Origin of the sequence: Pseudomonas sp. G34, assembly GCF_031119625.1 — a bacterium.
Classification (GTDB): Bacteria; Pseudomonadota; Gammaproteobacteria; order Pseudomonadales; family Pseudomonadaceae; genus Aquipseudomonas.
Genome location: NZ_JAVHZV010000009.1, coordinates 290,392 through 309,086 on the forward strand (window position 1 = coordinate 290,392; position 18,695 = coordinate 309,086).

The window sequence follows — 18,695 nt, forward strand, 5'->3', positions numbered from 1 at the left end:
CGCAATTTCTTTGCACTCGATGCGTACGGCGAAGCATTGCCGAGATCCCGTTTAGTGGCGCTGCCCCTTTTCTGGCACGCCCGGACGAATGTATCTAAATATTTTCTGTGCGCGCTAAAGTTAGCGACTCGAGCGCCGAAAGCATGCTGTCTTTGTGACATCCTCGTGTCTTTTTTAATAATCCTGTCTGCATCTGAATCCGTCAGGCCTCCTTCCAGGAATGGCTTGCCCTAGGGGTAGCTTCGTGTTCAACAAACTCAGCATTTCGCAAAAGCTTTACCTCAGTTTCGCCATCATCGTGGTAATCATCGCCATTCTCGTGGTGAGCGCATACCGTGGATTCGACGCTGTGCAAAGCGCCACCAATAGCAACATCCACACGTACAAGGTGTTGGGAGATGCACAGGACGCCCTTGAACAGCTGATCAATATTGAAACCGGTATGCGTGGCTACGTGATCGCCTCGCAGGATGCGTTTCTGGCCCCCTTGCAGGCTGGTGAGAAGGTCTTCGACGAGAAACTCCAGTCGCTCAAGCGTCTGACCGCCGACAACCCGGAACAGCAGCAGCGCCTGGCCAACCTGGGCGACACCCAGAAGCGCTGGCTCAGCGAAGACATCGATCCCATCCTGGCCATGCGCAAGGATCTGACCGCACGCAACCAGTCCGATGAGCCCTTGAACCAGCGCATTATCTCTGGCGCCGACAAGGCCAAGATGGACAGCATGCGCGCCATCCTGGACGAGATTACCGACGCGGAAACACGGTTGCTGGAAATACGTAGCAAGAGCATGGCCGAGGCCCGCCAGTTCGCCCTGATGGTGCTGCTGTGCGGCGGTATCGCCGCGGCGGTGCTTTCGGTCGTGCTGGCCACCAGCCTGGGGCGCAGCACCACGGCGCGCCTGCGGTCGGCCATCGACGCAGCAACGGCCATCGCCAATGGCAAGCTCGACACGGTGATCGACACCAGTAGCCATGACGAACTGCCCAAGGCCTTCGAGCGCATGCAGAGCCGTCTGCGCGTGACCATCCAGCAAATCAACCAGGCGGCCAGTCAACTGGTGCTCGCCGTGCAGCAGATATCCGGGGCTTCCACTCAGCTTTCCGGGGCGATTCAGGAGCAGTCCACCTCAGCCTCGATGATGGCGGCCACCATCGAGGAACTGACGGTTAGCATCCACCACGTTTCCGAGAACGCCGACGAGGCGCACCAGATTGCCAGCCAGTCCGGTCAGCAGTCCCAAGAGGGGGCTCAGGTCATCGAAAGAACCTTGTCGAGTATGAGCGGCATTGCCAAGACCGTGCAGCATTCGTCTGCCCAGGTCGCCGACCTGGGCCAGCACTCCGAGCAAATTTCCTCGATCATCAGCGTGATTCGCGGCATCGCCGATCAGACCAACCTGCTGGCACTTAATGCGGCTATCGAGGCGGCGCGGGCCGGTGAGCACGGGCGCGGATTTGCCGTGGTGGCCGACGAGGTGCGCCTGCTGGCGCAGAACACCGGCAAGTCGACCATGGAAATCGCCGGCATGATCGAGAAGATCCAGGCTGGCGTGCGCGAAACGGTGGACACCATGCGCAGCGGCGTCGAAGAGGTGAACCAGGGGGTGGAAATGGCGGGTACTGCCGGCCAGGCGATCGTCAGCATTCGCAACAGCTCCGCCAAGGTGCTGCACGTGGTTGATCAGATTTCCTTCGCCTTGCGTGAGCAGACCGCAGCCAGCCAGGACGTGGCGCGCAGCGTAGAACGCTCGGCGCAGATGGCCGAACAGAACAACCTGTCGGTGCAGGAATTGCTCAAGACCAGCGGCAGCCTCAACAGCCTGGCTACGGCACTGCAGCGTGAGGTGGCGGCATTCCAGATTTGAAGGCAGTCAACAGGCGTTTGCCGAGCCTTGAGGTTGATTGGGAAAACACGAGGGGGTGGATCGATTGTTCGGTCCACCCCCTCGTCGTTTAGGCTCGGCTCGATGCCCGCGGCTATAGGGCAGTGTTCAGTGTCATACGTATGGCTGGGCGGCGAACCCACGCGGCAGCCGATTACGGCTGGGCAGATCGGTCAGGCGCTGCTGCCAGGAGGTACGCCAGTCGGTACGCGGTTGCGCGACCTTGGATTTGCGGGCGGCTCGCCGTGCGGCGTTGCGGGTATCGCGGCGCGCCTGCTTGTACACCTCGGTGTTGCGGCAGTTTCGGCATCTGACCTGGTTCAGTTCCTTGCTGGAGGCGAGTTTCTCGCCATGGGTGCCGCAGGCGAGATGACCGTCGATCTTGTAATGGGTAACCATGGGTGGATCTCCTTGCTGCTATCGATCCTGGAGCGCAACTCGCCCCGCGTCCGCAGGCCAGGCAATACGGGCCGTCGTGAGGGGTAGACCGCTTCGCTTGGCGGTCGGTTCGATACCGTTTGCCCTGCCGAAAAGCGCAGCGCGCAGGCAGGCGCTGGAAATAATCGCGGACGGCACGGCGCTGGCGTTGTCAGAGGCTCAAGCCTGCCCATCCCAAGGAGTTATTGGTGACCTCTGTTTTCCTGCGTTCATCCGCTGCGCTGCTGGCCCTGCTGTTGGCTGGCTGCGCCACCCAGCCGCGTGAGCCGGCGCCCAAACCCGCCGAAGTGCGCGCGCAGATCGTGCGCCTGATGCCGATGAACACCCCCGATCGTGAAGGCTGGGCCGCCGATATCTATGCGGCCTTCGCCGCCCAGGAGATCGCGCCGAGCACCGAGAACATCTGCGCCGTGCTGGCAGTGACCGAGCAGGAGTCGACCTTTACGGTCGACCCGCAGGTGCCGGGGCTGGCCAGGATCGCCCGCGCTGAAATCGACCGCCGCGCCGCCAGCCTGCATATCCCGCGGCTGCTGGTGAACGCCGCGCTGAGGCTCGAATCGCCGACCGGCAAGAGCTACCAGCAACGCCTCGACAACGTGCGCACGGAAAAGCAGCTGAGCGAGATTTTCGATGACTTCACCGGCATGGTGCCGCTCGGCCGCCAGCTGTTCGGCACCCTCAACCCGGTGCGCACCGGCGGGCCGATGCAGGTCAGCATTGCCTTCGCCCAGGCCCATGCCGAGGGCTATCCCTATCCGCCGGACGGCTCGATTCGTCGCGAAGTGTTCAGCCGCCGTGGCGGCATGTACTTCGGCATCGCCCATCTGCTGGGTTACCCGGCCAGTTACCCGAAGCCCCTGTACCGTTTCGCCGACTTCAATGCCGGCTGGTACGCCAGCCGCAACGCGGCGTTCCAGAACGCGGTCAGCAGCGCCTCGGGCATTCCCCTGGCGCTCGATGGTGACCTGATCATCCATGGCAGCAGCAAGGCGGGCTCCACCGAGCTTGCCGTGCGTTCGCTGGGCAAGCGCCTGGGCATGAGCGAGCGGGCGATTCGCCGGGATCTGGAGCAGGGCGACAGCCTGGATTTCGAGGAGAGCCGCCTCTACGAACGGGTATTCGCCCTGGCCGACGCGGCCGAGGGCAAGCCCGTGCCCCGCGAGCTGCTGCCCGGCATCGTGCTGAAGAGCCCGAAGATCACCCGGCGCCTGACCACCGCCTGGTTCGCCGAGCGTGTCGATAGCCGGCATCAGCGCTGCATGGCGCGGGCGCGCTAGGGCTGCACAAACCTTCCAGAATCTGCAGGGCGGCTCAGGTAGCATGGGCCAACCGCAAAGCACGGCGCTGGAGCAGGCATGAGCGCGCAGAGTTGGGTCGATCTGGCCCAGGACGAAGACACCGGTATCGAGACCATCCGCGCGCATTTTCGCGGCCACGCCTACGATCCCCACTGGCACGACGCCTACCTGGTCGGCTTCACCGAGCAGGGCGTGCAGCAGTTCCATTGCCGCAAGCAATTGAACAGCAGCCTGGCGGGCCAGGTGTTTCTGCTCGAGCCCGGCGAGCTGCACGACGGCCACGCGCCGGAGCCGGAAGGCTTTACCTATTCGATGCTCTACCTGGATAGCCAGTGGTTGGAGCGTGAGCTGCGCAGCCTGTTCGAGCAGGCGCCGACGGACTGCCTGCCGGGCTTTGGCGCCACCCTGGCCAGCGATCCGGCGCTGTTGGCGGCGGTAGCCGGGGCTTTTGGCGCGCTGCACCGCCAGGAGCTGCGCATGCTCAGGCAGGCCTCGCTCGATGCCTTGCTGACGCGCCTGACCGAGCACCTGCATTGGCGCCGTCGCCTGGATGTCGACCCGCGTCTGCCGCTGGTGGCGCAACGGGCGCGGGATTTCCTGCATGACCAGCACACCCGCGACATCGGCCTCGACGACCTGGCGGCTGTCTGCGGCGTCGACCGGTTCCGGTTGAGCCGCGCCTTCAAGGCCGCCTTCGGCCTGGCGCCCCATGCCTACCTGGTGCAGCTGCGCCTGGCGCGTGCCCGCCATCTGCTGGCCCGTGGCGAGCCGCCGGTGCAGGTGGCGGCGGTGCTCGGTTTCGCCGACCAGAGCCACCTGGGCCGCTGGTTTCGCCGCGCCTACGGGATGACGCCGGCCCATTACCAGCGGCGCTGCTCAAACCTTCCAGACGCCTGAGCCCGCCAGCTTCACCATCAGTGCTCGCCTTGTCTGGAGCCTGTCCATGAGCCAGTTGTTGCCCTTCATGCTGTTCGCTTTCGTCGCTTCCATCACCCCTGGGCCGACCAACGTGCTGGTGCTCGGTAGCAGCGCCCGGCATGGCGTGGCCGCGACCCTGCCGCTGGTGATCGGCGCCTGTGTGGGCGCGGCGGCCATCGTGGTGGCGGTCGGCCTTGGCCTCGGTGAGTTGTTGCAGCAGCACCCGCGTCTGCAATGGGCAATGGCCTGGTTCGGCGTGCTGTGGCTGAGCTACCTGGCCTGGCGGATCTTCAGCAGCCCGGCGGCGCCGTTGGATGGCCCGGCGGTGGCGGCGCAGGAGAAGCGCCTCGGGCTGTTCGCCGGTGCGGCGCTGCAACTGGTCAACCCCAAGACCTGGATGATGGCCCTGGCGGTAGTCAGCGTATTCGCCACGCCGGGGCCTGGGCAGGGGCTGCGGGTGACGCTGCTGGCGGCGATCTTCCTGGCCATCTCGCTGCCGTGCCTGGGCTGCTGGGCGCTGCTCGGTCGCGGCGCCGCCCGGTTGTTCACCTCGGTGCGCGCCATGACCCGTTTCAATCAGGCCATGGCCCTGTTGCTGCTGGCCTCGGCCTGGCTTGGCGCACCGCTTCAAGGGGCATGACCGCCAGGATTGTAGCGAAGGCGAACCCCTGTGGGAGCGGCTTTAGCCGCGAGGTTTCCAGGGCGCTTAGGTGAAGCCCAGTTAGCGGTGATGGGTTTCACCCATCCTACGGGCTATGGCAACGGCATACCCATGTGGGAGCGGGCGGGGACGCCTAGTCCATGCGCGCGAAAAGATCGCGGGCATGGCCCGCTCCCACAGGTATGGTGCACGCGGCTGCATCAGCTCCATGGGGCGGGGCGCGTAGTTGAAACCCAGCTAGCGTTGATGGGTTTCACCCATCGTACGGGCCTTACCCCTGCAGGAACCTTCAATTACCGGATGCGCAATTCTTCCAGGCGCTGACGCTGCTTGCCTTGCTCATCGAAGTTATCGGGTGACAACCAGCGCTGCAGGGCATCGCGGTGCTGTGGCCATTCGCTGTCGATCATCGAGAACCAGGCGGTGTCGCGGTTCTGGCCCTTGATCACCGCATGCTGGCGAAACAGCCCCTCCTGGGTGAAGCCGAGTCGCCCGGCGGCGCGCATCGAGCGTGCATTGCGCGCATTGCACTTCCATTCCAGGCGGCGATTGCCGAGGTCGTCCATGGCCAGGCGTATCAACAGCCAGATCGCTTCGGTGGAGGCCGGCGAGCGCTGCATGGCGCGACCAAAGGCGATATGGCCGATTTCGATGCAGCCGTCGGCCGGGGCGATGCGCAGAAAGCTGAGCAGGCCCACGGCCCGCGCGGTGGCCTTGTCGATCACCGTGAAGAACAGCGGGTCGCGGCTGCCTTGCTTGTCTTGCAGCCAGTCATCGAACGCACTGCGTTCGGCGAACGGGCCGTAGGGCAGGTAATCCCAGAGGGCCGGGTCACTGTCCGGGCCTTGCAGGGCGTGCCACAGATCATCGCCATGGCGCGCCACATCCAGCGGCTGCACCGCCACGTAGCGGCCGTCGATCGGCGCGTGTGGCGGCGGTGGCACGGGTTTCCAGTCGAGCAGGGTATCGGTCATGGAGTGGCTCCTGATTACAGCTTCTTGCGGTATTGCACGAGGCCGGGGCGCTCGGCGATCCGGTCGTACAACTGCATGGCGGTGGTGTTGCTCTCGTGGGTCAGCCAGTGCACGCGTGAGGCGCCGGCCAGCCTGGCCTGAGCGTAGACGTGTTCGATCAACCCACGCCCCACGCCGCTGCCACGCACGCTTTCGTCGACGAACAGGTCCTGCAGGTAGCAGTAGTCGCCATCCGTCCAGCAGGAGCGGTGGAAGATCCAGTGCACCATTCCCACGGCACGGTCGTCCTGCCAGGCCAGGGCCGCGTGCATCGGCTCCTCGGTGGCGAGAAAGCGCTGCCAGGTCTGTGCACTGGTGGTCTCGGCGATCTCGGTGGCGTAAAAGTGCTGGTAGCCCTGCCAGAGTGGTAACCAGGCGGCGTGATCGTCGGCGCTTACGGCGCGTATTTGCATGCTTCAGTCTCCTGTTGTCGATCGGTCATGCGCTGCGCCAGGGCGCGGTCGCGGGGATCGAGGCTGGCCTCGAGGCCACGCTGTACGCCGGCCTGATCGGCCTCACTGCGGTTCTGGCCAAGCTTCCACTTGCCCTCCAGGCGCTCGATGGGCAGGGCGAAGCCGACGATGGCGCGCAGCATGCCGTCGATGTAATCGCGCGGTGCGTCGTCGATGCTCCAGGGCTGTGGGCGCGGTTGCTCATGGTGGTCGGTCAGCGCGCCGAGCAGGGCCAGCAGGCGCTCGGCGTCGCCGAACACCTCGGCGCGGCCGTAAGCGTGCACGGCAATGTAGTTCCAGGTCGGCACCACCTTGCCGTGCTCGGCCTTGGCCGGGTACCAGGAGGGGCTGACGTAGCCATCGGCGCCATTGAATATCACCAGCGCCTCGCCACCTTCTAGCGCCTTCCAGTGCGGATTGGCCCGTGCCAGGTGCCCATAAAGCGTGCCGTGCTCGCCTTCTTCGGGGCGCAGCAGCAAGGGCAGGTGGCTGGCCTGCAGGCCGTGCTCGTCGTGGCTGACCAGGGTGGCCAGGCGGCAGGCGCGGATCTCCCGATGCAGGGTGGCGAGGTCGTTCTGGCGAAAGGCGGATGGTGTGTACATGGACCGATTCCTGGTGGGGACGACGCCATCCTAGAAGTGTGATTGGTCTGTTGTAAGATCCATTTCTCGTGACTTTCATGGAACCAATCAATGGCGACCTCAGCTCCGTTGCCCGTCGACCTCTCGGGCCTGTGCCTGCAGCCCGGCGCCGGCCTGTCGCGCCAGCTGTACCAGGCGTTGCGTGAACGCATGCTCGACGGGCGCCTGCCAGGTGGCACGCGGCTGCCGGCCAGCCGCCAGTTGGCCGAGCTGCTGGGGGTGTCGCGCAACACCGTCAACCGGGCCCTGGATCAGCTGTATGCCGAAGGCTACGTGCAGGCGCGGGTGGGCGATGGCACCTACGTGGCCGACCTGGCCAGCGCCGCCCCATTGCCAGCGGCGATGCCGGCGAGCGAGCTGAGCAGCAGCGCCTTGCAGCGGCTGGCGAGCGCTCATCTGCCGGCGCATTTGCCGGGGGCGCCGCGAGCGTTTCGGGTCGGCGTGCCGGCCTTTGACCTGTTTCCCTTTGATACCTGGGCGCGCCTGTCCGCACGTTTCTGGCGGCGGCCGGCGCCAGCCCGGTTGGGCTACGGTGACCCGGCCGGCGATGCACAGCTGCGCGAACTGATCGCCGCCTACCTGCGCAGCAGCCGCGGCCTGCAGTGCGATCCCGGGCAGGTCATCATCACCTGCGGTGCCCAGCAGGCGATCAGCCTGTGCACCCAGCTGCTGCTCGAGCCTGGCGACCGCGTGGCCATGGAAGACCCCGGCTACCGCGCCGCTGCCCACGCATTCAACGTCGCCGGGGCCCGCCTCGCGGGTATCGGCATCGACGCCGAGGGCCTGGATGTTCCGGCGCTGGAGCAGGCAGGGCGGTGCCGGCTGGCCTATGTCACGCCCTCGCACCAGTACCCCACCGGGGTGACGCTGTCGCTGCCCAGGCGCCTGGCCCTGCTCGACTGGGCCGAGCGCAACGACGCCTGGATCATCGAGGACGACTACGACGGCGAGTACCGCTACAGCGGCACGCCACTGGCACCGCTTGCCGCACTGGATCGCGGGCAGCGCGTGCTGTACGTCGGCACCTTCAGCAAGGTCGTGTTTCCGGCGTTGCGCCTGGGCTATCTGGTGGTACCCGCGCGCCTGGCCCAGGCGTTCGCCCGGCGGCGGGGGGTGGATATGCGTCACTCCGATATCGGCACCCAGGCGGTGATGGCGGAATTCATTGCCGCCGGGCATTTCCAGCGGCATATCCGCCGCATGCGCAATGCCGCCCGGGCCCGTCGTGATGCCTTGCTAGCGGGTTGGCCCACGGCCGTGCCCGGTTGTGCGCCGTTGCCCGAGGTGCATGCCGGCCTGCACCTGAGCGTGCGCTGCAAGAGCCTGGCCCGCGAGCAGGAGCTGATCACGGCGGCAGCCAGGGTTGGCGTGGAGATCAATCCGCTCAGCGTGCAGTGGTTGCCGGAGGGGGAAACGCCGCCGGATCAGCGTGCCGGGCTGGTGATGGGTTTTGCGGCGGTGCCGGAGCAGGCCATCTCCGAGGCGCTGCAGGCGCTGCGCAGGGCGTGGAAATTACTGGGCTGAGGGCGGCGGCGCTTCACGGTTGCCACTGTTTGGGCTGGTGAGCCTGATCGGCGGCTCGATGCCCCGGCTGCCGTTCAGGCACCCGTATTCGTCGAACAGCTCAGGGGGCAGGTGGCCCTTGACCGGGATCAGGGACGATCCCGGTCAAGGGCCGGTGGTCAGGCGGGGCGCGGCTCTTCGCTGTTTTCCTGGTCGGCGTTCTGGCGCAGCTTCTTGGCGCGTTTCTCCAGCACCAGGTACACCACGCAGGCCACCGTCAGCGGCAGCAGGAAGTAGATCGCCCGGTAGCCGATCAGCGCGGCGACGATGCTGCCCTTGGACATCTCGTGCTGCAGCATGGCGATGAACACCGCTTCGATGACGCCGAGGCCGGCCGGGATATGGGTGATCACCCCGGCGATGCTGCTGATCATCAGGATGCCGAGAATGGTCGGGTAGAAGGCTTCCTCGGGCAGCAGCAGGTAGATGATCAGCGCCATCAGCGACCAGTTCAGGGCGCCCAGGCCTGCTTGCAGCAGGGCCATGGGCAACGCGGGCAAGGTCAGCTCATGGCCACGGATGGTCCAGCTGCGGCGTTTGGAGAACTGGCAGGCCAGCAGATAGCCGATGCCGATGGCCAGCAGCGCCAGGCCGATGATGCGCAGGCCGGTGGCGCCGATTGCCCAGCCCTCGGGGAGCTTGAGCAGGCCAAAGGTGAACAGCACCCCAGCAAGCAGGATGTAGCCCAGCCAGTTGGTGATCAGGCTCATGCTCAGCACCCGGGTGATGGTCGAGACCTTCAGGCCCAGGCGCGAATACAGGCGATAACGCAGCGCCACGCCGCCGACCCAGGAGCTCAGGTTGAGGGTGAAGGCGTAGCACACGAAGGTCAGCGGCAATACCTGGCGCGTCGGCAGGCCATGCTGGGTATAGGCGCGGCCGATCAGGTCGAAGCTCGAATACACCGCGTAGCTCAGCGCCGTCACGCCGACCGCGGCGAGCAGGATGGTCGGGCTGTAGCTGCGCAGCGCCTGGCTGACCTCCTGCCAGTCGAGGTTCTTGACCAGCATGAACAGCAGCACCGGCACCAGGATGAAAAAGCACAGGGTCAGCAGGCGCTTGGCCCAGCGCCAGGCCGGTTTGCCCTGTTTATCGTCGGCTTTGCTCACGAAACTTTCTCCTGGTCGACCTGCATGGTGCCGCACTGCGGCGCTTCTACATCGGGTTTGAGCAACTTGAGCCGCGGCGAGTGAGCCGGGAACCAGCCGGCGATGGCCGGGAAATGGCGCAGGAAGTGGAAGCACAGGAAGATCAGCGGCGCGCGCCACCAGTAGCCGCGCATCACCCGCTTGAGCGGTACCGACTTGCAGCTCGAGGCAGCCAGCTCCGAGAGGTGCTCGTACAGGCGGCGGTTGAGCGCCGCGTCACGCATGATCACGTTGGCTTCCAGGTTCAGCGACAGGCTCAGCGGATCGAGGTTGCTCGAGCCCACGGTGCACCACTCGTGGTCGGCCAGGGCGACCTTGCCGTGCAGCGGCCGCTGGCAGTACTCGTAGATGGTCACGCCGTCGCGCAGCAGGTAGTTGTAGGTCAGCCGCGAGCACAGGCGCACCAGCGGCATGTCCGGCTGGCCCTGCAGGATCAGCGTCACCTTCACGCCACGGCGGGCGGCATTGCGCAGTTCGCGCAGCAGGCGATAGCCGGGAAAGAAATAGGCGTTGGCGACGATCAGCCGATGCTGGGCGTTGCGAATGGCATCCAGGTAATGCTGCTCGATGGTGTTGCTGTCATCGCCGTTGTCGCGGATGGTCATCAGCAGGCGGCTGTTGCCGGCATGCCGGTGCTGGCTCGGTTGGTTGATCCGGCGCCTGGCCATGTCGCGGTCGTCGCGCGCGTCGAGCAGGCGTTCGGCGGCGGTGTGCAGGTCGGCGACGATCGGGCCGCGCACGCGCACGGCGTAGTCCTGCTTGGCCATCGGCCCGTAATCGCCCAGGTGGTCGGCACCGAAGTTGATGCCGCCGATGTAGGCGATCTCGTTGTCGACCACCACGATCTTGCGGTGCAGGCGGCGGAACAGGTTGGTGCGCATGCCGAGCAGGCGTTTGCCGGGGTCGAACATGTGCACGCGCACCCCGGCGGCGGCCAGCGCGGCCACGTACTCGGTGGACAGATCCGCGGTGCCGTAGCCGTCCACGGTGATCTCCACGTTGGCGCCGTTGTGAGCCGCGGCGATCAGCGCCTGCTGCAGCTCCATGCCGACCTTGTCTTCGAAGATGATGAAGGTTTCCAGCAGCACTTCCTGCCGGGCGTTGCGGATGGATTCGAACACGGCGGGGTAGAACTCCTCGCCGTTGATCAGCAAATCGACCTGGTTGCCATCACGCCAGTCGTACTTCATAGCCGTATCTCCACAGCCAACGGTGCATGATCCGACAGGTGCGACCAGGGGCGGGTCGAGAGCACCTGCGGGGTGTGAGTGGTCGCGTTGCGCACGTAGATGCGATCAAGGCAGAGCAGCGGCCAGCGTGCCGGGAAGCTCCTGGCCGGCTTGCCGTATTCGCTGACGAACGCCTCCTTGAGGCCGCTGGCAGCCAGCAGGTCATCGGCGCGCTGGCGCCAGTCGTTGAAGTCGCCGGCGACGATCACCGGCGCATCGGCTGGCAGGCGGTCGATCACCTTGCAGAGCAGACCCAGCTGTTGCTTGCGATGGACCTCGCGCAGGCCCAGATGCACGCAAATGGCATGCACCTCCGCGTGGCCCGGCACGTCGAGCACCGAATGCAGCAGGCCGCGTTGCTCCTGGGTGCCGATCGACACGTCGAGGTTTTCGTGGCGCAGGATCGGAAACTTGGAGAGCAGGGCGTTGCCGTGATCGCCGTGGGGGTACACGGCGTTGCGCCCGTAGGCGAACTGCGGCCACATGCTGTCGGCGAGAAATTCGTATTGCGGCGTTGGCGGCCAGTCCTCGTAGCGCTTGGCGTGGTGCTCGTGGGTGCCGTGCACCTCCTGCAGGAACACCATGTCGGCCGACAGCGTACGCACGGCATCGCGCAACTCCGGGAGGATGAAGCGCCGGTTGAGGGCGGTGAAGCCCTTGTGGGTGTTGACGGTGAGAATCTTCAGCGAGTGAACCGCGCCGGCCAGCTGCGTGGGTGGCGGTTGATGAGTCGTCATGATACTGCTCCTGGCGACCGGCCCGGCGCGTTGGGGAGCGCCTTGGCCAGGTTGAACTTCTCTAAAAGCGAATAGGCGTCGTAGGGCGCGCGGACCTTGAGGTCGTTGTCGAAGTAGCAGTAAACGTCGCGCGAGGCGCATGCTCGCGGCTTGTGCGCGTCGACCAGCCGGGCATCGCCGGGGTGCTGGCCACGGCTCCAGGTGGCGATGCGCTGGTGCCAGTGCTCGAGCGCCTCCTCGTCGTAGCCGCTTTCGTAGAGCTTGTTGTTGCCATGCAGGCGCAGGTACACGAAATCGCTGGTCAGGTCTTCGGCGTACGGCCACTTGCCGGCACTGTCGGCGAATACCAGGGCGACCTTGTGCTGGCGCAGCAGCTTGATGAAGGCCGGGTCGAGGAAGCTCGCGTGGCGAATCTCCACCGCGTGGCGCAGCTTCTGGTGATGGGGCGCCTCCAGGCCACCATCCTGCTGACGATCCGCCTGGCGGGCCTGGCGCAGGGCCTGCTCGGTGTCCTTCGGCAGCAGGGCGAGAAACTCGCCGAAGCGCTGCTCGTCGAAGGCCATGCTCGGCGGAAATTGCCAGAGGATCGGCCCCAACTTCTTCCCCAGCTGCAGCGGTCCCGAGGCGAAGAAATTGGCGATCGGCGTGGCCACGTCATCGAGGCGGCGGATATGGGTGATATAGCGCGGTGCCTTGACCGCGAAGCAGAAGCCGTCGGGCGTTTCGCTGGCCCAGCCGGCGTAGCGCTCGGGGGTTTGCAGGGCATAGAACGAGCCGTTGATCTCGATGCTGCTGACCGCCCGCGAGGCGAACGCCAGTTCCTCGCGCTGCTTCAGCCCCTCGGGGTAGAAGTCGCCGCGCCAGGGCGCATAGCGCCAGCCGGAAATGCCGATATGGATGCGCTTCACCAGCATTCACCAGGCGGCACGGCCCCAACGCGCAGGTAGCTGCACGCGGGGCGCCGTTGCGTTGCTTGGGGCATCGGTCAGTGCGCGCCGGTAACGCGGCGCAGCAGCTCGGCACTGGCCTGTGGGTCGTCGCTCAGCGCCAGGTTGCCCAGGGAGACCACGCCCACCAGGCGCTTGTCGCGGTCGAGTACCGGCAGGCGGCGCAGCTGGTTGTCACCCATGTTGCGGGCCACCTCGCGGACATCCTCGTCTTCGAAGCAATAGCGGATCTCGCCGCTCATCACTTCGGCTATCGGCGTTTCGCCTGGCATGCCGGTGGCCACGGCGCGAATGGTGATGTCGCGGTCGGTGATCATGCCGACCAGGCGGTCGTCCTGGTTGACCAGCAGGGCGCCGCAATCGATGCGCGCCATCATGGCGGCGGCTTCGTGGATGGTCTGGGTCGGCGTGACGGTCTGTACGCCGCGGGTCATGATATCGCTGACTTTCATGCTGTCCTCCTGGCGATGGTCGCGGTAGTTCAGCGAGGGGCCCGGGCGCGACAAGCGCGCGGGCGTCGTTAAATTCCGACTGGATCGGCGAGGAGGCGGTTCAAGGTTTTTGCCGCCGTGCGGCGGGTTTAGAGCAGCGAGCGCAGGTAGTCGCCGAAGCCGCCGCGGGCGCGGCAATCCAGGCGCGCGCTGGTGTACACCCGGGGCAGGGCACTCCAGGCGATGCGTGCACCAAGGCGCTCGAATGCGGCGACCAGCTGCACGTCCTCGTCGACGACGATGTCCTGAAAACCGCCAGCACGGCGGTAGGCCTCGGCGCTGAACGACAGGTTGGCACCATGCACATGACGATGGCCGTCGTGATCCTGGTAGGCGCTCAGGTAGCGGTTCTGCACGCCGTCATCGAGCTCGCCCCAGTCGGCAACCTCCACGGTGCCGCAGACCATGTCGGCTTCGAGTTGTTGCTGGCGCAGGAGCCAGTCAGGCGCTACCTGGCTGTCGGCGTCCGAACAGGCGATCCAGCTGGCGCCCTGGGCCAGTTGCCAGGCCACGCCTGCCGCGCGCGCGCGGCCGACACTGCGCGCCTGCACGACCAGGGTGTCGACCGGGTAGTTGGCCGCCACGCTGGCCGAGCCGTCCGCACAGCTGTCGAGCACCACCAGGATGCGCACCGGTACACCCAGCGCCGGGTGGCTGGCGGCCACCAGCAGGGCGTCGAGGCAGGCATGCAGGCTCTGCTCTTCATTGTGGGCAGGGATCACCACGCCGATCATTACCGGGGCTCCGCTGCGTTGTCCGGGGCGAGGCCCTCGCGCTGGGCGACGGAGGTGGCCTCGGTGCCCCATACCTCGAGCAGCAGGTCGGCATCCTCGTGGCGCAGCAGGCGCGGCAGGCCAAGGCGCTGTTGCAGGCGCAGGTGCACCTGATCGCCGTTCAACGGGCATTCGTCGATGGGCCAGCGCCAATGGCAGGCGAGCAGGTTGCCACCGGGATTGAGGGCGGCCCGGGCACAGTCGATCAGGTGGTCGAGGTCCTGCGCGTCGAGGTAGTAGCACAGCTCGCTGAGCACGATCAGGTCGAAGCGCCCGGCCGGCCATTGCTGCGGCAGGCGGGTCTGCAGCAGGCGCACGTTGCTGCGGTGGGCCAGGCGATTGCGCGCCAGCTCCAGGGCGATGGCCGAGGTGTCGCTGCACAGCAACTGGGTGCAGCGTTCGGCCAGGCGCGCGCTGAGTTCGCCATTGGCGCAGCCCGGCTCGAAGATATTGCCGTAATGGCTGCGGGGCAGGGCGGCGAGCGTCAGGTTGCGCTTGCGCTGCTCGTACCAGCGCTCGCGGAACGACCAGGGGTCTTCACTGCCCTTGTAGAGTTTTTCGAAGTAATTGTCGGCGACGCTCATAGAAACACCACCTCGAACGGCTGCTGCAGGCGTTCCACCGCAGTGCTGGAAAGCACCGGCGCGTGACCGCTGTCGGGATCGTCATACAGCTGGCTGGCAAAGGCCTGGATGGCGTGACGCTTGCGCGCCTGCGCCCATTTGTCGAGCTGCAGCTTGCGGGCGCGCTGCCAGGGGATGCGCGGATCCTCGGGGCTCGCCCAGTGCCAGGCCCAGATCGGAAGCTCGTGGGCCCGGGCGCCGCATTCCTGGGCGGCGGTCAGGGCCGCGCGGCCAACCGCTTCATGATCGGCATGGCCATCTTCGCGCCAGGTGGCGAACACCACGTCGCTGGGCTGCAGGTAGGTCTTCAGAAAGTCCCGCAGCTGCGTCTCGGCAGCGGCGACGCCGGTATCGGCAAAGCCACCGTGTACCCACTGCACCTGGTTGGGCGGCAGGCCGAGGCGCTTCAGGGCATCGGCGCTTTCCTGGGGGCGCACGATGCTCAGGCGTTGCGGCGTCCAGTAGGTAGAGCCCGGGTGGCTGGCGGCCCCGTCGGTCACCGAGATCAGCAGAATCTGCCGCTGGGCCTGGGCCAGCAGCTGCAGCAGGCCGCCGCTGCCAAGAACCTCGTCATCCGGGTGCGGGGCGATGATCACCGCACGGCTGCCTTCGGGCACCAGCTGGGAGCACTCGATATCGGCCACCTGGGCCAGGCTTCGCGAGGCTTTCCAGGCTTGCGGCGAGGTGCCCTGGCCCTGAATCGGATTGGCGCTCATAGCGTCCAGCTCTCTTGTGGTTGGCGTGCGGCGAGCCCGCCGAGGGCTGCCAGGTCGCGCTCGGCGTGGCTCTGGCGCAGGAACACCGGCAGATCGGCCAACAGCCTCGCCGCGGCGGCATCGCGGCAATAAGGTGCCGCGCCCAGGGCGCGGCCGACATGCTCGATCACCGCGCTGGCGCTGTGCTCGACGATGGCGCGTACGCGGCGCACCGGCAGCTCGGCATCGGCTTCGGGGTTGGCGTCGATCCAGGCGGCGCAGTCGCGCAAGGCACTGGCCGCTGCCGTGAGGGTGCAGTCCACCTGGCCAAGGTGAGCCAGGGCATGGGGCTCGTCGCGCTCGGCGCAGTGCTTGCGCAGCGTCTCGGCCAGGCGACTCGCCGCACCGTACCAGCAGGCGGCGATGCCCGCGCCGCCTTGCCAGAAGCCGGGTCTGGCAAGGTAGCCATTGGGTGGGCCGACGGGCTGGCCAATGGCACCATCGAACAGGATCTCCACGCTCTGGGTGGCGGCCATGCCCACGGCCTGCCAGCCATCCTCGGTAACCTGCACGCCGGGCTGCTGCAGGGCCACGGCCACCAACTGCTGTTCGCCGTGGGCGTTCCAGGCGGTGAGCAGGCCGTGGCTGAGCACCGTGGCGCCCGAGCACCAGGCCTTGCGGCCGTGCAGGCGCACGCTGCCGTCGCGCTGCTCGGTGTCCAGCGTCACCCGGGCCTGGGGTGGCTCGGCGGCCCACATGCCCCAGGTCGCCTGCGCCGGCACCTGGGCAGGGTAGTCCTGGAAAATCGCCAGGGCGTCGGTGTGGCCTTCATAGAGTTTGCACAGGCTCAGGTCCTGTGCGGCGACCGTGGCCAGCGCCTGCCAACGTTGCAGGGTCTGGCCACCGCCGGGTCGGGGTAATTGGTCGAGGCCCGCGTCGCACAGCCGTTGCAGGCTGCGCACGAGGGCCGCGGGGTGATGCGGAGTCGGGTGCGGCCATTCGTCGAGCAGGGCGCCAAGGCGTTCCAGCAGACGAGTGCCGCTCCCGGTCATGCCACTTTTTCCTTCTGCAGCTCGAACAGCACCAGCGAACGGTGGGTCACGGTGAACTCGTCACCGAACTGGAACACTTCATCGCCTTCCGGCTCGTCGACACGGTTGGTGTCGAGCATGCATGTCCAGTGGCTGCCCTGGGCCACTTCCGGCAGGCGGAAATTGACCACGTCATGGTGCGAGTTGACCACCAGCAGCAGCGTCGCGTCGGCGCCGCTACGGCGGATGCCGGTCGGCTGGGCGCGGCCATCGAGCAGCATGCCCATGCAGCGCGCATGCGGGTCGTGCCAGTTTTCCTCGCTCATTTCCTCACCGTTGGGCGCCAGCCAGGAGACGTCCTTGACGCCCAGCTCCTCGTTGTAGGCGCCAACGAAGAAGCGCCCGCGCCGCAGGATCGGGTAGCTCATGCGCAGCTTGATCACCCGGGTCACGAAGGCCTGCAATTGCTTGCCACGCTCGCTGAGGTCCCAGTTGATCCAGCCGATCTCGCTGTCCTGGCAATAGGCGTTGTTGTTGCCGTGCTGGGTACGCGCGAACTCGTCGCCAGCCACCAGCATCGGCGTGCCCTGGGCGAGCACCAGGGTGGCCATGAAGTTGCGCATCTGCCGGAAACGCAGGTCGTTGATGGCCTCGTCTTCGGTCGGGCCTTCGACGCCGTGGTTCCAGGACATGTTGTTGTTGCTGCCGTCCTGGTTGTTCTCGTCGTTGTCCTCGTTGTGCTTGTCGTTGTAGGAGACCAGGTCATTGAGGGTGAAGCCGTCGTGGGCGGTGATGAAGTTCACCGACGAGAACGGCCGACGGCCACGCTGGTTGTACAGGTCGCCCGAGGCGGTCAGGCGGCTGGCCAGTTCGGCCAGTTGGCCCTCGTCGCCTTTCCAGAAGCTGCGCACGTTGTCGCGGAACTTGTCGTTCCACTCCGCCCAGCCCGGCGGGAAGCCGCCCACCTGGTAGCCGCCGGGGCCGCAGTCCCAGGGCTCGGCGATCAGCTTGACCTTGCTCAGCACCGGATCCTGGCGGCAGGCGACCAGGAAGCTGTGGCGCTCGTCGTAGCCGTCATGGTGGCGGGCGAGAATGGTCGCCAGGTCGAAACGGAAACCGTCCACCCCCATTTCGGTGGCCCAGTAGCGCAGCGAGTCGGTGACCATCTGCAGCACGCAGGGGTGGCTCAGGTCGAGGGTGTTGCCGGTGCCGGAATCGTTGATGTAGTAGCGCTTGTCATCGGGCATCAGCCGGTAGTAGCTGGCGTTGTCGATACCGCGCATCGACAGGGTCGGGCCCAGCTCGTTGCCTTCGGCGGTGTGGTTGTAGACCACGTCGAGAATCAGCTCGAGGCCGGCATCGTGCAGGTGCGCAGCCATCTCCTTGAACTCGTTGATATGGCCGCTGGCCAGGTAGCGCGGGTGCGGGGCGAAAAAGCCGATGCTGTTGTAGCCCCAGTAGTTGTTCATGCCCTTTTCCAGCAGGTGCTGGTCGTTGACGAAGGCATGGATGGGCAGCAACTCGACCGACGAGACGCCGAGCTTGCGGATGTGCTTGATCACATCGGCGTTCATCAGCCCGGCGAAGGTGCCGCGCTTGTCTTCGGCCACCGACGGGTGACGCATGGTCAGGCCGCGCAGGTGGGCTTCGTAGAACACCGTCTTGTCCCAATCGACGCGGTGGCTGCGGTGCTTGCCCCAGGTGTACGCCGGGTCGATGACCTTGCACTTGGGCACGAAGGGCGCGCTGTCACGCTCGTCGAAACTGAGGTCGCCATCGGGGTGGCCGATCTCGTAGCCGAACAGCGCTTCGGACCATTTCAGTTCGCCAACCAGTTGCTTGGCGTAGGGGTCGATCAGCAGTTTGTTGGGGTTGAAGCGGTGGCCGGCTTCCGGCTCGTAGGGGCCGTACACGCGGTAGCCATAGATCAGCCCCGGGTGGGCGTCGGGCAGGTAGCCGTGCCAGATCTCGTCGGTGTACTCCGGCAATTCGATGCGCTCGATCTCTTCCAGGCCATCGGGATCGAAGATGCACAGTTCGACCTTGGTGGCATGAGCCGAGAAGAGCGCGAAGTTGACGCCCAAACCATCCCAGGTCGACCCCAACGGAAAGGGTTGACCTTCGGTTATACGCGAGCGTGGTTGACTCATTC

Annotated in this window: 19 protein-coding genes; 5 read left to right on the forward strand and 14 right to left on the reverse strand. The window is 66.2% G+C overall.

Translation table 11 applies throughout. From position 1 onward, the window contains the following. Positions 1 to 244: 244 nt before the first annotated feature. A complete protein-coding gene (locus QYS36_RS06835; RefSeq protein WP_308838761.1) occupies positions 245 to 1,867 on the forward strand; it encodes a methyl-accepting chemotaxis protein in 1,623 nt (540 codons plus the stop codon). Between the two features lie 132 nt (positions 1,868 to 1,999). Here the strand turns inward: QYS36_RS06835 and QYS36_RS06840 are convergent, their stop codons facing one another. Next, positions 2,000 to 2,284 carry a hypothetical protein gene (locus QYS36_RS06840; protein ID WP_308838762.1) on the reverse strand — a complete coding sequence of 95 codons (285 nt, stop codon included), beginning with the start codon at positions 2,282 to 2,284 and terminating at the stop codon, positions 2,000 to 2,002. A gap of 227 nt (positions 2,285 to 2,511) precedes the next feature. Between QYS36_RS06840 and QYS36_RS06845 the strand changes: the two genes are divergently transcribed. From QYS36_RS06845 to QYS36_RS06855, 3 genes are all read left to right on the forward strand, one after another. Continuing rightward, positions 2,512 to 3,600, forward strand: a complete 1,089-nt coding sequence (locus QYS36_RS06845; RefSeq protein WP_308838763.1) for a DUF1615 domain-containing protein — start codon at positions 2,512 to 2,514, stop codon at positions 3,598 to 3,600. 78 nt (positions 3,601 to 3,678) lie between these two features. Then, on the forward strand, positions 3,679 to 4,518 hold the full coding sequence (locus tag QYS36_RS06850; protein WP_308838764.1) for an AraC family transcriptional regulator: 840 nt from the start codon (positions 3,679 to 3,681) through the stop codon (positions 4,516 to 4,518). A 46-nt stretch (positions 4,519 to 4,564) separates the two neighbouring features. After that, entirely contained in the window at positions 4,565 to 5,179 is a 615-nt protein-coding gene (locus QYS36_RS06855; protein ID WP_308838765.1) for a LysE family translocator, read from the forward strand. Positions 5,180 to 5,493: 314 nt separating this feature from the next. Here QYS36_RS06855 and QYS36_RS06860 read toward each other — a convergent pair whose 3' ends face one another. From QYS36_RS06860 to QYS36_RS06870, 3 genes are read right to left on the reverse strand one after another with little or no spacing between them, the layout of a single operon-like run. Continuing rightward, a complete protein-coding gene (locus QYS36_RS06860; protein WP_308838766.1) occupies positions 5,494 to 6,174 on the reverse strand; it encodes a GNAT family protein in 681 nt (226 codons plus the stop codon). A 14-nt stretch (positions 6,175 to 6,188) separates the two neighbouring features. Beyond that, on the reverse strand, positions 6,189 to 6,626 hold the full coding sequence (locus tag QYS36_RS06865; RefSeq protein WP_308838767.1) for a GNAT family N-acetyltransferase: 438 nt from the start codon (positions 6,624 to 6,626) through the stop codon (positions 6,189 to 6,191). Beyond that, positions 6,608 to 7,267, reverse strand: a complete 660-nt coding sequence (locus QYS36_RS06870) for an FMN-binding negative transcriptional regulator (protein ID WP_308838768.1) — start codon at positions 7,265 to 7,267, stop codon at positions 6,608 to 6,610. The genes QYS36_RS06865 and QYS36_RS06870 overlap by 19 nt, the downstream gene beginning before the upstream one ends. 90 nt (positions 7,268 to 7,357) lie before the next feature. Here QYS36_RS06870 and QYS36_RS06875 point away from each other — a divergent pair, with 90 nt between their 5' ends. Further along, positions 7,358 to 8,830 carry a PLP-dependent aminotransferase family protein gene (locus QYS36_RS06875; protein ID WP_308838769.1) on the forward strand — a complete coding sequence of 491 codons (1,473 nt, stop codon included), beginning with the start codon at positions 7,358 to 7,360 and terminating at the stop codon, positions 8,828 to 8,830. A gap of 158 nt (positions 8,831 to 8,988) precedes the next feature. Here the strand turns inward: QYS36_RS06875 and QYS36_RS06880 are convergent, their stop codons facing one another. The 10 genes from QYS36_RS06880 to glgX form a co-directional block, all read right to left on the reverse strand. Next, positions 8,989 to 9,978 carry a lysylphosphatidylglycerol synthase domain-containing protein gene (locus QYS36_RS06880; RefSeq protein ID WP_308838770.1) on the reverse strand — a complete coding sequence of 330 codons (990 nt, stop codon included), beginning with the start codon at positions 9,976 to 9,978 and terminating at the stop codon, positions 8,989 to 8,991. Next, on the reverse strand, positions 9,975 to 11,207 hold the full coding sequence (gene clsB, locus QYS36_RS06885; protein WP_308838771.1) for a cardiolipin synthase ClsB: 1,233 nt from the start codon (positions 11,205 to 11,207) through the stop codon (positions 9,975 to 9,977). The genes QYS36_RS06880 and clsB overlap by 4 nt, the downstream gene beginning before the upstream one ends. Next, positions 11,204 to 11,983, reverse strand: coding sequence for an endonuclease/exonuclease/phosphatase family protein (locus QYS36_RS06890; protein WP_308838772.1), 780 nt, complete (start codon positions 11,981 to 11,983; stop codon positions 11,204 to 11,206). The genes clsB and QYS36_RS06890 overlap by 4 nt, the downstream gene beginning before the upstream one ends. Next, positions 11,980 to 12,891 carry a DUF72 domain-containing protein gene (locus QYS36_RS06895; protein WP_308838773.1) on the reverse strand — a complete coding sequence of 304 codons (912 nt, stop codon included), beginning with the start codon at positions 12,889 to 12,891 and terminating at the stop codon, positions 11,980 to 11,982. The genes QYS36_RS06890 and QYS36_RS06895 overlap by 4 nt, the downstream gene beginning before the upstream one ends. Positions 12,892 to 12,968: 77 nt before the next feature. Continuing rightward, positions 12,969 to 13,382, reverse strand: coding sequence for a CBS domain-containing protein (locus QYS36_RS06900; protein ID WP_308838774.1), 414 nt, complete (start codon positions 13,380 to 13,382; stop codon positions 12,969 to 12,971). A 128-nt stretch (positions 13,383 to 13,510) separates the two neighbouring features. Next, complete coding sequence (locus QYS36_RS06905) at positions 13,511 to 14,155, reverse strand: glycosyltransferase (RefSeq protein ID WP_308838775.1); 645 nt, start codon at positions 14,153 to 14,155, stop codon at positions 13,511 to 13,513. Continuing rightward, on the reverse strand, positions 14,155 to 14,778 hold the full coding sequence (locus tag QYS36_RS06910) for a class I SAM-dependent methyltransferase (RefSeq protein ID WP_308838776.1): 624 nt from the start codon (positions 14,776 to 14,778) through the stop codon (positions 14,155 to 14,157). Before QYS36_RS06910 ends, QYS36_RS06905 begins: the two co-directional genes overlap by 1 nt. Then, positions 14,775 to 15,533 carry a PIG-L family deacetylase gene (locus QYS36_RS06915; protein WP_308838777.1) on the reverse strand — a complete coding sequence of 253 codons (759 nt, stop codon included), beginning with the start codon at positions 15,531 to 15,533 and terminating at the stop codon, positions 14,775 to 14,777. The genes QYS36_RS06910 and QYS36_RS06915 overlap by 4 nt, the downstream gene beginning before the upstream one ends. Next, positions 15,530 to 16,543, reverse strand: coding sequence for an acyl-CoA dehydrogenase (locus tag QYS36_RS06920; protein ID WP_374990425.1), 1,014 nt, complete (start codon positions 16,541 to 16,543; stop codon positions 15,530 to 15,532). Before QYS36_RS06920 ends, QYS36_RS06915 begins: the two co-directional genes overlap by 4 nt. A gap of 17 nt (positions 16,544 to 16,560) precedes the next feature. Next, on the reverse strand, positions 16,561 to 18,693 hold the full coding sequence (gene glgX, locus QYS36_RS06925) for a glycogen debranching protein GlgX (protein WP_308838779.1): 2,133 nt from the start codon (positions 18,691 to 18,693) through the stop codon (positions 16,561 to 16,563). Positions 18,694 to 18,695 lie beyond the last annotated feature (2 nt).